This window comes from Vibrio penaeicida (assembly GCF_019977755.1).
Classification (GTDB): Bacteria; Pseudomonadota; Gammaproteobacteria; order Enterobacterales; family Vibrionaceae; genus Vibrio; species Vibrio penaeicida.
The window spans coordinates 338,300-353,017 of the sequence record NZ_AP025145.1 but is presented as its reverse complement, the minus strand read 5'-3'; the positions used below and the strand labels follow the sequence as shown (position 1 = coordinate 353,017).

The 14,718-nt window shown below is 43.4% G+C and carries 15 protein-coding genes and 1 pseudogene; 6 read left to right on the top strand and 10 right to left on the bottom strand.

Going from position 1 to position 14,718, the window contains the following annotated elements; all coding sequences use genetic code 11:
* Positions 1–135: 135 nt before the first annotated feature.
* On the top strand, positions 136–1,815 hold the full coding sequence (locus LDO37_RS20025; protein WP_185829858.1) for a PKD domain-containing protein: 1,680 nt from the start codon (positions 136–138) through the stop codon (positions 1,813–1,815).
* Between the two features lie 80 nt (positions 1,816–1,895).
* Here LDO37_RS20025 and LDO37_RS20020 read toward each other — a convergent pair whose 3' ends face one another.
* Entirely contained in the window at positions 1,896–2,711 is an 816-nt protein-coding gene (locus LDO37_RS20020) for an arylamine N-acetyltransferase family protein (protein WP_126608560.1), read from the bottom strand.
* Between the two features lie 649 nt (positions 2,712–3,360).
* On the opposite strand from LDO37_RS20020, the gene cysS reads away from it, so the two are divergent.
* Positions 3,361–4,740 (top strand): cysteine--tRNA ligase, encoded by a 1,380-nt coding sequence (gene cysS, locus LDO37_RS20015; RefSeq protein WP_126608559.1) that lies wholly within the window; start codon positions 3,361–3,363, stop codon positions 4,738–4,740.
* 44 nt (positions 4,741–4,784) lie between these two features.
* Here cysS and LDO37_RS20010 read toward each other — a convergent pair whose 3' ends face one another.
* Entirely contained in the window at positions 4,785–5,702 is a 918-nt protein-coding gene (locus tag LDO37_RS20010; protein WP_126608558.1) for a sterol desaturase family protein, read from the bottom strand.
* Between the two features lie 33 nt (positions 5,703–5,735).
* On the bottom strand, positions 5,736–6,764 hold the full coding sequence (locus tag LDO37_RS20005; protein WP_126608557.1) for a DUF2804 domain-containing protein: 1,029 nt from the start codon (positions 6,762–6,764) through the stop codon (positions 5,736–5,738).
* Positions 6,765–7,008: 244 nt separating this feature from the next.
* On the opposite strand from LDO37_RS20005, the gene LDO37_RS20000 reads away from it, so the two are divergent.
* Entirely contained in the window at positions 7,009–7,911 is a 903-nt protein-coding gene (locus LDO37_RS20000) for a DMT family transporter (protein ID WP_126608556.1), read from the top strand.
* 12 nt (positions 7,912–7,923) lie between these two features.
* Here LDO37_RS20000 and LDO37_RS19995 read toward each other — a convergent pair whose 3' ends face one another.
* Complete coding sequence (locus LDO37_RS19995) at positions 7,924–8,643, bottom strand: AraC family transcriptional regulator (RefSeq protein ID WP_126608555.1); 720 nt, start codon at positions 8,641–8,643, stop codon at positions 7,924–7,926.
* 125 nt (positions 8,644–8,768) lie between these two features.
* Here LDO37_RS19995 and LDO37_RS19990 point away from each other — a divergent pair, with 125 nt between their 5' ends.
* A complete protein-coding gene (locus tag LDO37_RS19990) occupies positions 8,769–9,794 on the top strand; it encodes an AraC family transcriptional regulator (protein WP_126608600.1) in 1,026 nt (341 codons plus the stop codon).
* Between the two features lie 6 nt (positions 9,795–9,800).
* Here LDO37_RS19990 and LDO37_RS19985 read toward each other — a convergent pair whose 3' ends face one another.
* From LDO37_RS19985 to LDO37_RS19965, 5 genes and pseudogenes are all read right to left on the bottom strand, one after another.
* Positions 9,801–10,355 carry a nucleotidyltransferase family protein gene (locus LDO37_RS19985; protein WP_126608554.1) on the bottom strand — a complete coding sequence of 185 codons (555 nt, stop codon included), beginning with the start codon at positions 10,353–10,355 and terminating at the stop codon, positions 9,801–9,803.
* A 171-nt stretch (positions 10,356–10,526) separates the two neighbouring features.
* Positions 10,527–10,937 (bottom strand): hypothetical protein, encoded by a 411-nt coding sequence (locus LDO37_RS19980; protein WP_126608553.1) that lies wholly within the window; start codon positions 10,935–10,937, stop codon positions 10,527–10,529.
* A gap of 422 nt (positions 10,938–11,359) precedes the next feature.
* Positions 11,360–11,533, bottom strand: a pseudogene (locus LDO37_RS19975) (Lrp/AsnC ligand binding domain-containing protein); the annotation flags it as partial.
* A gap of 50 nt (positions 11,534–11,583) precedes the next feature.
* A complete protein-coding gene (locus LDO37_RS19970) occupies positions 11,584–12,150 on the bottom strand; it encodes a histidine phosphatase family protein (RefSeq protein ID WP_185829914.1) in 567 nt (188 codons plus the stop codon).
* A gap of 1 nt (position 12,151) precedes the next feature.
* Positions 12,152–12,586 carry a GFA family protein gene (locus tag LDO37_RS19965; RefSeq protein ID WP_185829913.1) on the bottom strand — a complete coding sequence of 145 codons (435 nt, stop codon included), beginning with the start codon at positions 12,584–12,586 and terminating at the stop codon, positions 12,152–12,154.
* 81 nt (positions 12,587–12,667) lie between these two features.
* Between LDO37_RS19965 and LDO37_RS19960 the strand changes: the two genes are divergently transcribed.
* The gene (locus LDO37_RS19960; protein ID WP_126609380.1) at positions 12,668–13,243 is read left to right on the top strand and encodes a TetR/AcrR family transcriptional regulator; all 576 of its coding nucleotides are present in this window, start codon (positions 12,668–12,670) and stop codon (positions 13,241–13,243) included.
* Between the two features lie 16 nt (positions 13,244–13,259).
* On the opposite strand, the gene LDO37_RS19955 is transcribed toward LDO37_RS19960, so the two are convergent.
* A complete protein-coding gene (locus tag LDO37_RS19955; RefSeq protein ID WP_126609379.1) occupies positions 13,260–13,697 on the bottom strand; it encodes a VOC family protein in 438 nt (145 codons plus the stop codon).
* Positions 13,698–13,803: 106 nt separating this feature from the next.
* Here LDO37_RS19955 and LDO37_RS19950 point away from each other — a divergent pair, with 106 nt between their 5' ends.
* Positions 13,804–14,712, top strand: a complete 909-nt coding sequence (locus tag LDO37_RS19950; RefSeq protein ID WP_126609378.1) for a LysR substrate-binding domain-containing protein — start codon at positions 13,804–13,806, stop codon at positions 14,710–14,712.
* Positions 14,713–14,718 lie beyond the last annotated feature (6 nt).

Here is a 14,718-nt window from a genome sequence, read left to right as displayed (position 1 = left end):
AAAGCGAAATTATAAATTCCAACTAAATTTTTAGTGCCTCGAAGAAAAAGGACGATTTTATCACTTACGGATTTTGCGCTTGGATAGAAACGTCAGCGAGGTTGAAATTTACAGATGCATAAAATGGAATTAAAAATGAACCATACAATTACACGAATTAAGAAGAAAAAATCACAACTTATTGCCGTTAGTGCTTTGGCAGTAGGTATTGCAACCGCGACGTCAAGCTTCGCGGCAAACGATCAAATCCCAGATGTTTTGCCAACCATCTCGGAAGATGTGGTGGCACAATTGTCTTTATCTGCCACACAAGTCAATGAAGAGAGTGCTAGCTTGCTCTACTCTCCAAATGCGAGCTTCATTAAAGTGCACTTCTCGCAGTTTCAAGTACCGGAAGGCATGGCTATCGAGCTTTCTTCACCAGACAGAAGTGAAGTGCTGCATTACGGACCGGGCTTAAATACCGCGAAAACTTACGATTCAAATGCCGGAGATGATGGTGTGAACCGCTTCTCGGCTATTTCGATTCAAGGGGACACGGTACATGTTAAGGTCATCGGCGAAGCGAAAGATCCGAACAGTACGTTCAATGTTGTGATAGACCAATACCAAAAAGGCAAAACACAAGCCGAAATCGATTCCATTATTAACTTAAACCCAGATGGCACCGAATCTATCTGTGGTACAGACCAGAAAAAAGCCGCTGTGTGCTACGAAACTTCTCACCCAACAGAATACGCACTGTCGCGCCCAGTGGCTCGATTGCTGATTGGCGGGCGTAGCTTATGTACGGCATGGCGTGTTGGTCCTGATAACTTGATGATGACCAACAACCACTGTGTTGAATCTGCAGCCGAAGCAGCTTCAACTGAAGTGTGGTTTAACTACCAGCAAGCGAGCTGTGGCGGCGCAAGTGCTAAAACCGTAAAAGTGCAAGCAAATCAGCTTCTTTCTACTGACTACACACTCGACTACACTCTCTTTAATGTGAAAGATTTCGCTAAAATCACGCAATTTGGTCACTTAGGGTTAGACCCTCGTATCCCTTCCTTGTCCGAGCGTATTTTCATTCCACAGCACCCTGGTGGACGTAAAAAAGAGCTTGGCATCGAAACCGATTCCAACACCGCTGGCGTTTGTCAGGTCGATCGCCCTGTTGTGAATGGTCGTGGCACCAATACGGATGCAGGCTACCTGTGTGATACTGAAGGCGGATCTTCTGGTTCTCCTGTTTTGGCCGCAAAAAGCAACAACGTTATCGCGTTACACCACCTTGGTGGCTGCTACAACAAAGGCGCGCACATTAGCAAAATTTGGCCGAAAGTGTCTTCTCACTTCCCTGCTGGTGTTCCTAACAGCTACATCGACATTATTGATGTGAATCGCCCTCCGGTAGCCGATTTCACATACAGCTGTAACAAACTAGCCTGTACTTTTGATGGCTCTAAGTCGTTTGATTACGAAGGTGCGCAACTGAGCTACAACTGGGACTTCGGTAATGGGAGCCACTCTAGCTCCGCTAAGCCTTCACATACTTACTTAGCCGATGGTACCTACACGGTGAAACTCGTTGTCACCGACGATGCGAAATTATCGGATGCATACACCCAAAGCGTTACAGTGAAAAAAGACTCAACAGGTGGCGGTTTGTGTGCTGGCTTACCCGTTTGGGATGACAAGGCTATTTACGTAGCGGGCGATTCCGTTCAGCTTGGTGGCGTGAAGTACCAAGCAGGTTGGTGGACTCAAGGTGCAAACCCAGAACAAAATTCAGGTCCGTGGGAAGTTTGGGCAAACCTAGGTGCTTGTAAATAACACTTTATAATGCGATTCCAATCAAAGCCGGAGCATCTACTCCGGCTTTTTCACGCTAAGAATGGGTCATTTCTATCCACTCATTCTTCGATAGAAAAACTCTCAGGAAACACCACATTAAAATGCTTCTTCAATAATTTGGCATGCTCTAGCGTGTAGAGAACAGGGTATTCAGACTTTACTCCACTCTCTGTGGTGATCAATTTGCGGTCACTTAGTGTTACTCGCCCATTTGGGGTCGCAATAGTACAGACGGACTTTTGAGTAAACGATGATTTTGGAGACGTTTGGTGATAGCTCGCCATTTCAGAAAAATCGGCAAACTTTCTTGGTGTTAAAGTAAAACAGTATTGGGGCTGCCATGTTTTATTGTCATCACTACTCAACAGATACAAATCGCCTTGCTCTTCTTTCACTCGAAATTGGGCACCTTCTTCAACATGAACACCACCACTCAATGGCATAGGGTAAAGAAAGCTGTCGCCAAAACCGACATCGGCGATAACTCGCTCCCCCTCAAGATCCACCAGCAACATTAAATGATCAAACTCCTGCCCATATCCCTTCTCCCCATCCTCCTTCTCTCCGTAAACTCTCGCGGAAAGAAGTTGTACTGAAAACCCCAGAGAGGAAAGCAGAAGGTAGAATCCGTAATTCAGTTCATAGCAAAAACCACCCCATTCGTTTTCGATTAACTTGCGAAAAACCGCCTCTTTAGACAACTCAATTTTTCTGCCGTATACAACGTCTAAATTTTCAAACGGGACGTTGTGTAGATGTGCATGGTGGAGCACGTTAAGCCATGATTTTTTGTCTGAATGCGCGCCAGCCTGCATCGACATAGGATCGATACCTAGCCTTCTTAAATATTGATTTTTTTGTGTTTCTGTCAGCATGTAAACTCTATTGTTGATTTCGAAAAACTATACCCAAGTGACCTCAAGATACAGGATTCAGAGCCGTATATTCTGGCTCAGTTCAAGGAAAAGGACGCAGTGGAATGACGAGTCCTTTCCAAGTTCTTTGACGATGAAATGAGCCAGAATATGGGCTCCCAAGGGCGAGTTTAACTGGCTTTCATACTGCGTTACCGATTTTTGATTTAGAACCACTAAATCATCAAATCGGTGCCTTGTCTTAAAGCCAGTTAAATCTCGCTGAACCAAGTATCTTGAGGTTACTTGGGTATATACCTTAAAACCTCAACTTAAGTAGAGGTCAATACCTAAATACCAAATACCTAAGCAATCCGAACATCTCGCCCCTAACCATTGCAATTCCCTATTATCTCGATTAGTTTAAAAGCATGACTTCGATATTCGCGATTGCTCACCAATCTTGTTGTTGCTGTAGATCTTTCATCTACGGCTGCTTTCGCGTATTTGCCATCGAGTCACCACTAAAAACTGGTTATCACCAAAACTAGTTACCACAAAGTAAGACTCATACGAATTCCAAGGCCGTAGATGATTCCATCTACGGCCTTTTTGCATTTGTTTATTTATTAGGGTCTGTACTAATAAAACCCGACACAAGGATTGAATTATGGCTCAGCCAACACTGGAATTGTTTAACACTATGAACAGGGAGCTCATGCCTTTTACCAGCATCGAGCAAAAAAAAGTTGGGCTGTACGCCTGTGGTCCAACGGTTTACGACTACGCTCACGTAGGTAACTTACGCACGTATTTATTTGTGGATGTGCTGCGCCGTGTGCTTCAAATCAATGGATACGATGTCCACCACGTCATGAATATTACCGACGTTGGTCACTTGGTATCCGATGGTGACACAGGTGAAGATAAAATGGAGAAAGGCGCTCGCAAGCAACAAAAATCTGCTTGGGAGATAGCGACCCATTTTGAAAACGCCTTCTTTCAAGATTTTGAACGTTTGAACATTCTTACTCCTTCCACGACTTGCCGAGCAACCGAGCACATCCAAGAACAAATAGCCTTCATTCAATCTCTGGAAGAAAAAGGGTTCACCTATCAAACTAGTGATGGTGTCTATTTCGATACAAACAAGTTGCCTGATTACGGCAAACTGGCAAAGCTTGATAAACAAGGTTTAGAAGCCGGTATCCGAGTGGATATGGGAGAAAAGAAGCGACCTACCGATTTTGCGCTTTGGAAGTTCAGCGGAAACAAACAAAGACAAATGGAATGGGAAAGCCCATGGGGAAGAGGCTTTCCGGGTTGGCACATTGAATGCTCTGCGATGGCGGAGAAATATTTGGGTGAGGTCTTCGATATTCATATTGGCGGTGAAGATCATATTCCAGTCCATCACACCAATGAGATAGCCCAATGCCAAGCGAAAAATGGCCACGTTCAAGCCAACTTCTGGCTGCACGGCTACTTTCTAAAAATAGACAATGAGAAGATTTCCAAATCAGGAAAATCTTTGCTGTTAGACAGCTTGTTAGAACAAGGATTTGACCCGCTGGCTTATCGATATTTGGCACTCACTAGCCACTATCGTAGCCATTTAAGTTTCACTTGGGACAGTTTGAAAGGCGCGCAAAAAGCCCTCAATCGATTGAGAACAAAAGTCGCCGCTTTGCCTGAGGGTGGTCAGGTCGATGAATCATTTAAAAACGCATTTCTTGAACACATCAACCGTGACCTCAATATGCCAAAAGCGTTGGCTCTCATCTGGGAAGTGTTAGATAGCCAAATCGCACCGCAAAACAAAAAAGCCACATTGATGTATTTCGACCAAATCTTTGGCATTGAAATAGACAAAGTGGAAGAAGTCGCCATACCCAATAACATTCTAGAACTGGCAAAAAAGCGCACCGCACTTAAAAAACAGGGGAAATATGAAGAGGCGGACGCCATTCGAAATCAGATCTTGGCGCAAGGGTATCAAGTGAAAGATACAGGGCAACAATCAACCGTAACCAAGCAAGATCCGAAATAACCTAAAGTGTGGGGGAATAGCTTTTTCACCTGAGCGCAAGCGAGCTAATGCTCTGCACGTTGTTTCTTTTGCTTTGCTTTCTTTGGCTCTGCTCTCTTTGCCGACGCGATGGGTGTATCGCTCGGCGGAGAAAATAACGCCTTGAAACGTTGCTGTACCGACAGGTCTTTTTGGCTGGCTTCTTTAAACATGTCTCGCCATTCATGAAACGTCACCACCAGCGGATTAAAGCTGTTTACGGGTTTAGAAATACCATAGCGCACCGTTTCAACTTCAGGCTCAAAAGTGCCGAACAGCTTATCCCAGATGATCAATACACCCGCATAGTTTTTATCAATATATTGCGGGTTTCGACCATGATGCACACGGTGATGCGATGGCGTATTAAATACATACTCAATGATACCGAGCGTACGTATCCATTGCGTATGAACAAAGAACTGTAAGCCTAAGTTTAACAGCACCACAAACACCACCCATTTAGGATCAAACCCGATGATCACTAATGGTAACCAAAATATCCACATTCCAGCTAAAGGGTACATAAAGCTTTGGCGAAAAGCCGTGCTGAAATTCATCCGTTCCGAACTGTGGTGCGCCACATGCGCCGCCCACATCCATCTAATTCGGTGGCTAGCTCGGTGAAACCAGTAATAACAAAAGTCCTGCAATACCGCTAATACCAGAAAGCTTGCTAACCCCATTTCAATATCCAGCAAACGCCAACCAAACAGCCACAAGTAAAGCTGAGCTATCATTAACCCGGTCAGCAAGTCGGCAAATTGGTGCATCCCCGCAAGGGCAAAATTGCAGGCGACTTCCGGTAGTTTATAAGTCGCATTGTCTGGTAACTTTCCTTTTTTCTGACCGATGAAATATTCAGCCAAAATACAGACAATGAACAAAGGCGCTAAAACGATGAGCAACCATTCTGGGTGGTGAATAAGGGAGTCTATGTCCATGAATTCGTCCTTATCTGCACTAGCACATCGAACCTACCAGCGCGCGAAATGGTCTTCTGTTAATCCAAGTACCTCATCGAGATGATGCACTTGCCCGTGATTATCTTTAATAGAGCCAGAAAATTGCCCAACAAACTGCCTGAAATTGCTTTTTAGTAACCAAAGATTCAACTTTTCGCTGCGTTTGTTTAATGGTTTAAAAACCAAATCCACACAGCCATCTTCAGAGAAAACTCGCCAATGTTGATCGATGTTGTCTTGATCAGAACTATCGCGGTCGAACTCAAAATGCACATTCGAAAGAAAATGCCTCTCGCCGTTTAGCCACAACACATTTTCGCTGCTTCCCGTTTCATTAACCCCTGCCGCGAGGTTTAAACCCAAAGTGGTTTCACCCAAACGAGTATTGATACTTGCCCAGCGCCAACTGGTTTCACGCCTCATATACCCTGCTGAAAAGTCGTACCCCGCCAAAGCGAAATCTAAAGGGACTGGCTCGCCGCCAATCTCCAGTATTCCCTGTACAGATAGAGCGTTGTGTTTTTGGGTGTATGTCCAACCGGTGTAACCCGTAGGCGTACACATCGCCAAGGGTAAGCTTCCACTGGGTGCAGACAGGGTTAAATCGGCTTTGATGTTTTTGGTGTTCAGCTTCACCTGCCAACCACCTTCAAAAAGATGGAACTGAATCTGCTTTGAAGCTATGTGAGCAAAGCTGGTATAAGGCGATGGTGCCGTTGCGTAGCCACAATTCAATGGACGTAACCAATTGTTTTCTATCAGTTCGTTTTTCTCGATGTCGTAGACATAGCAAAAAGCCGACGCCAAATATCGGATATCTGCAATCGCTACCCCGATAACGTAGCGATCGGTAATCACACTGACAAACTGAAACTGCTTATAGTGGAAATACCGCCTCAACGCCGACGCTTTTCCATCCATAGTATTACGGTAATCAAACTCTTCGATTGCGAGTTGTTTGGGTATGCCATCAAACTGCCCATATTGAGGCTTACCATTCGCGGCAATAAGTGTTTCAGGTGCAAGGCGCGTTACGATCATTTTCAAACCAGCATAGTTTACATACTGTTAACAGTTTGGCGGGAAATGCTCTTCTATAGGAGGTCAATTTCGGACATGTTAGCTAGTTAACTCACACTTTTCGCTCATTCCACTCCAAGATCGAACACATTCTTTCTGTGGAAGCTTCGTCTTCACGAAACAAAAAACCGTCTTATGGGAAAATTTCGAGTGTTGAAAAGGCGATATATTGAAAGCCAACTAAAAGACCCAAGCGAACTAAACCATGAAGCGTACTCATATATCACTCAGTGCCATAGCGCCTATTCTATTTCTGCTGATGTGGAGCAGCGGTGCGGTTATGGTGAAGGTGGGGCTGCAATATTCGTCGGAATGGAGCTTCCTAGCCGCTCGCTCGATGCTCTCTTTTACTTGTCTACTCCTCATCTTGAGCGTTATGGCGACCAGAGGCAAATTGGCGTTTACTCGTCTAAGTTTGAGTGAATTCAAAAGCATTGCGATTGTTGGTTTAATGCTGCAGGTGTTTTACGTCACCTTCTACATTCTCGCTATTGGTTCAGGCATGTCGCCAGCTCTTGTTACCCTAGTGCTTGGGTTGCAGCCTATGCTTACCCCTTTAATGGGTAAGCAGCCACTCGATACCATTAAAACCAGCTTATTAGTATTGGGGTTCATTGGGTTGTGTATTGCGATTTTGGGTGCGAAAAGCATTGAATCCGTCTCTGGCATCGGTATTGTATTTGCGGTACTAACCCTAATCTCAATGACATACGGCACCATCAAACAAGCCCACATTCATACCAATCCAGCACAAGCTATGCTTTACCAAAGCATGTTCTCAATGCCTATCTTCATCGTAATCGCGCTCTCCACAGGCTGGCAGATAACCTGGAGTACTGGATTCATCGTATCCCTACTTTGGATGAGTATTGTTGTTTCCGTTGGGGCACTGTTTTTACTGCTCTATATGATCAAAAGTGAAAACGCCGACAGCGTGAGTGTCTTGTTCTACGCCGTTCCTTTGCTCGCGTATCTGTTTAACTATATTTTGTTTGGGGAAACACTCAGTTTATTTTCTCTCTGCGGAATGGGTATCGTAGCGATATCCATTGTGCTTTATCGCAAACGAAACGCACGACAAGTAGAAGTGAGCGAATCTAGGGCGTGAGCCAAACACCCATTATTCCGTTATTTGAGATCGATAGCGTTTAGGTGAAAGGGAATAGTACGCAGAAAAACTTCGAGTAAAGGAGGATGGGCAAGCAAAGCCGACCTTTTCAGACACTTGGTTAATCGGCAAGTCGGTGTTGTTGAGCAAAATTCGGGCGCGTTCCATACGGACTTTGGCTAAGTATTTCAGTGGCGTGAGTTTGATGTGCTTGAGGAACAAATGCTTGAACTGCGTTTGGCTTAAACAAGCAATGTTTGCCAGTTCTTTTATGGTGTGATTCTTAGCGATATCTTGATTAATGAATTGCACCGCTTTTTTGATTCGAAGATCGATTTTACTGTTCAGATCCTGCATCGCTAACAACTCAAACAGCAACGCAAGAATTTGATTTTCAACCTCACTGCTAAAATCGGCATCCAGCTGCTTTTCAATAAACTGAACGTAGTTATTTGCTGCCTCATTCAATGGGATAACCGCATTGTTTAGCCCAACTAAGGCTTCAGGCAGGTCGGCTGCATCAACCACCAAAAACCGAAAATCTTCCCGCGCCTGAAATTCATGGTAACAATCTGGTGGAATCACCAAACAATCACCGTAAGACAGGCTCAGTGGCTCACCATCCATTTTTAAATCAATGAATCCACGTGTCGGAATCAGTACTTGGTAATAGGTATGGCTGTGCCCTTGTGAGGAGCGAGTATAAGTTCGGATGGTGATTTTTCTTCGCAACAGGTTCGACTATACATTATGGGTTGATGGACTTAGTCTATACCCAAACGAGCCAGTATGAATACTCCGATATTTGTGAGTATCCAATACCCAAGCTTCGGATAACTCAAGAAAGCGCGACCCCAATGACCGTTATTGCTGAATACCTTCCAACCGATCATCGCTACCAACTGGGCACACTGGATGTTGCCTTGTTGCTCAATGTGCTGAACGAACGCGGTATTAACACGGCTCAACTTTTGAAAAGTACTGGGTTGGAAACACTGGATTGGCAGAATCCGCAATGCCAAATTACCTACTCAGATAAATTAGTATTGTTTAGCAAAGTGAATCAGATGCTGGCTAATGACGGGCTAGGCTTAACTCTGGGAGAATTCGCGAAGTTTAGCCACTTTGGTGTTCTGGGCTACGCCATCTTATGCAGCCAATCGGTTGAGGAGGCCGTCAGAACGGGCTTTAAATACTTAAGATTGAATGGACCTGTTTTTGCTGTAAAAGTGACGATTGAAGGTGAAACTGCCGCCATTTGCATCAAAAATACGTTAGACATTGGTGAATTACTGCCATTTTGTACGGAGTATTTTCTAAGCGCTATTGTCTCACTGTTTGAGGCAATGACCAAAAATAAGCTTGAAATTATCGAGTTACACGTCCCTTATGCAGAGCCTATCTATGCAAATAAATACCGCGATAGATTCCGCTGCCAAACTCAATTCAATAGCCCTCGATTTGAACTTCGATTTCATGCTGACATCTTGCAATACCCTTTAAAATCTCATCATTCTGACACGCTTAAGGCATGCCTTACATCGTGCGATGCCATCATTGATACGCTTGAATCACCTCATTTACTGGTCAATCAAATCAAAGCTATGTTGTATCAAAGCGCTGGAAGCTTTCCCTCTATAGAAGACATAACCACCCACTTTGGCTGCTCTTCTAGAACCCTTCGTAGAGAGTTGGCAAAAGTCGGCACTAGTTTCCAAGTGTTATTGAACCAAGTTCGCTGTGAATTAGCGAAAGAGTATTTGGTTCATACCGAGTTATCCGTTGATGAAATCGCCCATCGATTAGGCTACAGCGACGCCAGTAATTTCAGACGAGGCTTTAAAAGCTGGACAGGAAGACCACCGCAAGCTTTAAGAAAATAATACCTATTATGCCCAAGGTTCAACAGTTATAGTCGACCACCGCTTTTTAAAGCTTTTGGTCATTTTGAGGTAACTCGCTTCGGTCATTGCTACTTTATTCGGCTTCACTAGCATATTAAACGCATCGCTCAATCCCTTCGTAGAATAGATAGAAACCTGATCAGATTTATCTAAGGTAAAGCCGATCGAAAACGCCGACAACCATGAATCGATGCCTTGTTCGACCCGCGTATAAGGTGGAATGACAGTGCCGAATTTTTGAGGATACCAACGGTGCACATTCGCTTGATTTTTGATGTCTATTTTTACGTCATGATTGAGCTTTATACGAGCGGCATCTTCGTACTCTTGTTCACTAAGTTTTTCTTCCGAATCGAAATAAACAATATCAAAATCTTTCACGTTATCTAAAAACTGGCGCCCTAAAAGACTGTTCCAGATGATTTGAGTTATAGCACCGCCTGCAATGTAAAAATTCGGTAACCCTAAATCACGACATACCATTGCAGTGTCCATCAGCTCCGGTACAGATTCAATAAGGCTTTTTAGACGTTCTTCCATACGATGACCCATCTCCCTGAGACTTATACATTAAACTATTTCGGCTGTATTATTCAGGGATTAAGCCATACATTTGTTTCCATAATCAAGCTGCCCAAAGACGAAAAAAACAAACCAGTAAGGGGGAGAAACTGGCTTGTTTTAACTTATTGATTAAGGAAAATTAGGAAATTAACGGAAGCGAGGGTTCGTCACAACTTCCAATCGATCCAAAATGTGCACAGGTGTGTTGTGGATGAACTGTGTTAGATCCAATGTAAACTCACCAGTAAAAGCAGCACGGCACATATTTTCTGGGTAGTCCCCAACAATAAGAAGCTGTGGTGTATTGCCTTCCCAGTGAACTTTCGCTTCCATATCAAGATCTTCTAAGTTAATGCCGCAATTCCATGTACTTGCAGTCAGTAACCCGTTTTCTAACGTGTAACCACCAACAATTGGCACAGGTGTTTTCGCTTTAGGAAAAACGATAGGTGCATCACCAACCGCTGAATTTGAGCCTGGGAATACGATTGCATTGTTTGCTGATGCAGCAGAGGTCGCCAACATAGCCGCTAGACTAAGAAGTTTAAAAAATTTCATTATTCTGATTTCTCCATTTGATTTGGGACTGTTCCCAAGTCGAATGTAGCTCATTAGAAAAATAAGTATCAATAGGCGTATTTCTTCCAAAAATGTAAGAGATTCACCCCACCAATGTAAGCCATTGAATTACATGTATGAAAACTATAATTAATAATCAATACGTTAATAAATTTAGATTTCTCTAATTTAAAATGAAAAACAATCGTATTTAACGGTAGATTATATGAGTTTAATTCCAATTAAAATTCATCTTATTTTTCAAAAAGTTGTATTTTTGCTCGATTTAATTGGACTTTTATAACCCTCAAAAATAATAGAAGCTATCTGATTATTATTTTCAACATAAACCAATCACCATTTTGACTGGAATAAAGATCACTAAACTCCATAAAAATATAATAGGAAAAACTGTTAATTTATTATTCACGCTCATCTTTGGGCGAGTCCATCACAACATGTGTCGTCATGGTTGCAATGTAAGGCAACATCCCCAATGTTTCAGAATGGAAAGCTTTGTAGCTTTTCTGATCATTAGTCTCAACCCGAACTAAATATTCAAACTCACCTGTGACATTGTGGCATTCGGTCACTTCAGGCGATAACCAAAAAGTTCAGTTTGTATAAGTGATGCCCAGACTAAAACTCAACTCAATGCTTTAACTAGCCGTATGGTTCCCCAATACCCCGAACCACTCGAAGCCACTGTCCAACCACGACGCTTAAGCTCTGCTGCTATAAATCTGTTTGCCAAACCATGCCCAAATATTGCGATATTGGGCTGTTCTAATGACTTTTCCTCAATGAGATCAACCGCCTTCCTTAACCGCGCATGGCCCACGCGTCTCGATTCACTTTTACCGACAATATTCATATACCAAGCTAGGCGAGAAAATAATAACCATTTGCCAATAGAAAGCCTAAATGGCCAACGGAAACAAGGGATTTCAAACTCTCTCAATTCTTTTAAAATACAGTCGGCGTTTTTATTGGCACAAAGCCGAGCAGAATGCAGAGCGCGATTCAGATCGCTGCTTATTGAGTAACTCTTTTCTAGCTCTAACTGTAGCTCTAAAGGTGGCAGACTTCGGGTATCCACATCAGACAAATCATAGGCTTGTACCCATTTCTCAAAACCTAATGCGTCCACAACATCGTTGGATACCGAACTCGGTTTGCCATGCCTAATTATGGCTATTTTCAACTGTTCCATCCTACTTTCCATTTTCATTTTCCCCCGCAAATACAGGCACTTCAGGATGAACAGATACCCAGTGGGCTTTGTCTTGGGTGTACACTTGCATTTGAGGGAAAAGCTCTGACACATAATGCTCTGACGTACAAAGCTCTATCGACCCTAGTATTACCATTTTATGATCTAAAAAGTGTTTCCCATTAATGGCAAATACCGTTGTCCCACACTGGGTACAAAAGCTTTTGCTTGAGCGTTGACTCACTTCGTAGCGCGACAGGAAACTTTCGCCTTTCATCACTTTAAACTGTGCATTGGGTACGGCTACCCACGTACTGTAATCACTTCCTTGCATCTTCCTGCAATTGTGACAGTGGCACTGCACTACAGTAGAAACAGGCAGAGAAATCTCGCACTCAACCTTTTGACAATGGCATTTCACTTTATAGCTGCTCACGTTTATCTCCCAATTAACTTGCTGTAAACGGGATACTAGGTAGCATATAAAATATGTTAAAGAACATATTAAAAAAAAGCGATGCCTTATACAAAAGCACATAAGCAAAAGAGCCGCGAAAAGATCCTAAAAAGTGCCTTTCACCTTTTTTCGCGAAATGGATTTGATTTCGTCACTATTGATATGGTGATGAAAGATTGCGGCTTAACGCGAGGCGCATTTTATGCCCACTTCTCAAGTAAGGCAGAACTGTACGAAAGCGCTTTGTCTAAGGGAGCAAGCGAAACACATTTGGCTCAACAAAAGCCAACACATTTTTCACCTCAAGAGTGGGTAGAATTTTTGTTAAATACCTACCTCAGTATTGAACACGTAAAAGGTAAAACACCTTGCCCTCTCGCCTTTTTTGCTACCGATATTTCAACAAAAGATTCTGGTGCAAAATCGACCTTTTCAGGTATCTATCAAAACATGAACCAGACGATTCTTAACTATGTGAGGCGATACAAAGAATGCGACGAAGGCAAAGTACTGGCAATTACGGCGCTGGTTATCGGCACCGTCGCCATTGCTCGTACAATGGAAGATGATCAGTCCATCCTAGCTTTATTGTCTTCCAGCCAAAAAGAAGCCTACGACATGCTTGTTGCTATTTAGCCAATACTCACGTTTTTCAGTCCGCAGCAAACAGTTGGCTTTCAATGTCTTTAAACGCTTTGAATTCCAGCGCATTGCCCGTTGGGTCATAGAAAAATAGGGTGGCTTGTTCGCCCGTCTGTCCTTTAAAGCGCACGTAAGGTTCAATCACAAACTCAACGCGTTTCTCTTTTAGGCGTGTGGCTAATGCCTCCCAATCTGCCATTTCCAGTACAACACCGATATGTGGAACGGGTACGGCATGGCTGTCTACGGAGTTATGATGCAGGCGTATCTTTCCTTCTTCGCCTATTGACGGGTCGAAGTGAATCACCAGTTGGTGACCATACAAATTAAAATCGACCCAGCATTCGCTACTGCGACCTTCGCTGCAATTCAATACATCGCGGTAAAACTGGCGGGATTCTTCTAAATGGCGAACTGGAATCGCAACGTGAAATGGCGTTAGCTTCATAGGATCTCCTTGTTGAAAAAGTACAGCAACTTTGCTGTTATATATATTAGCTATTCATCTTTTCGTATAAAAACCATCTTTTCTGAGCAATTAAATAGAAAAACTAATGAATATACCTAGACGACTCACCCCTTCACTTAACGGTCTTCGTGCTTTTGAAGCTTCTGCACGCCACCAAAGTTTTGCGAAAGCAGCCGATGAATTGTCTGTAACACCAGGGGCAATAAGCCAACAGGTCGCCGCACTTGAAGAAAAACTAGGGATGGCTCTTTTCAACCGCGTTAAACAACGCCTGCAGCTGACTTTAGCAGGCGAAAACTACCTTGTTGCGTTAAGAGAATCATTCGACAAAATTGAGTCAGCAACACTCGATCTTCTTACGTATGGAGGAAGCCGAGGAAAAATTAAGCTTGGGGTATTACCGACCATAGCGACATATTGGCTCATCCCTAAACTGCCTGATTTCTTCGACCTCTACCCTTCTATTGAACTTCAAATGGTGTCGCTCGAATTGAACTTTGTCACAGCAGACCGCTCACCAGACTTGGAAGGTGAACTCATAGATATTGGGTTGTTCTACGGTGATGGTTATTGGCAAAATTTAGAATCAGAAAAAGTTTTTGACGAAACAACGATTGCCGTCGCGAACCCAGAACTATTGAAAAGCTGTGACACTCAAGATCCATTTCAAGTGTTACCACTGCTGCAACACTCGACAAGACCACACACTTGGAGCCATTGGGCACAAGCGACTCAAACACCTAGTCTCAATCCATCAGGCCCTTCTTTTGAGCATTTCTTTATGCTTAAGCAAGCAGCTATATCATCCTTAGGCATCGCTTTGTTACCAGAAATTGTGGTGCAGAAAGAGATTAACAATGGCGAATTGGTTCAAGTCAGTGATGCATCTATGACCGCCAACAGTGCTTATTACTTGGTTTACAAAGCAGAGAAAAAGCATCTCCCAAGTGTGGAAGCATTCCGAAATTGGCTGTTAGGTAACCGTAAGGGTTAGTGTCTA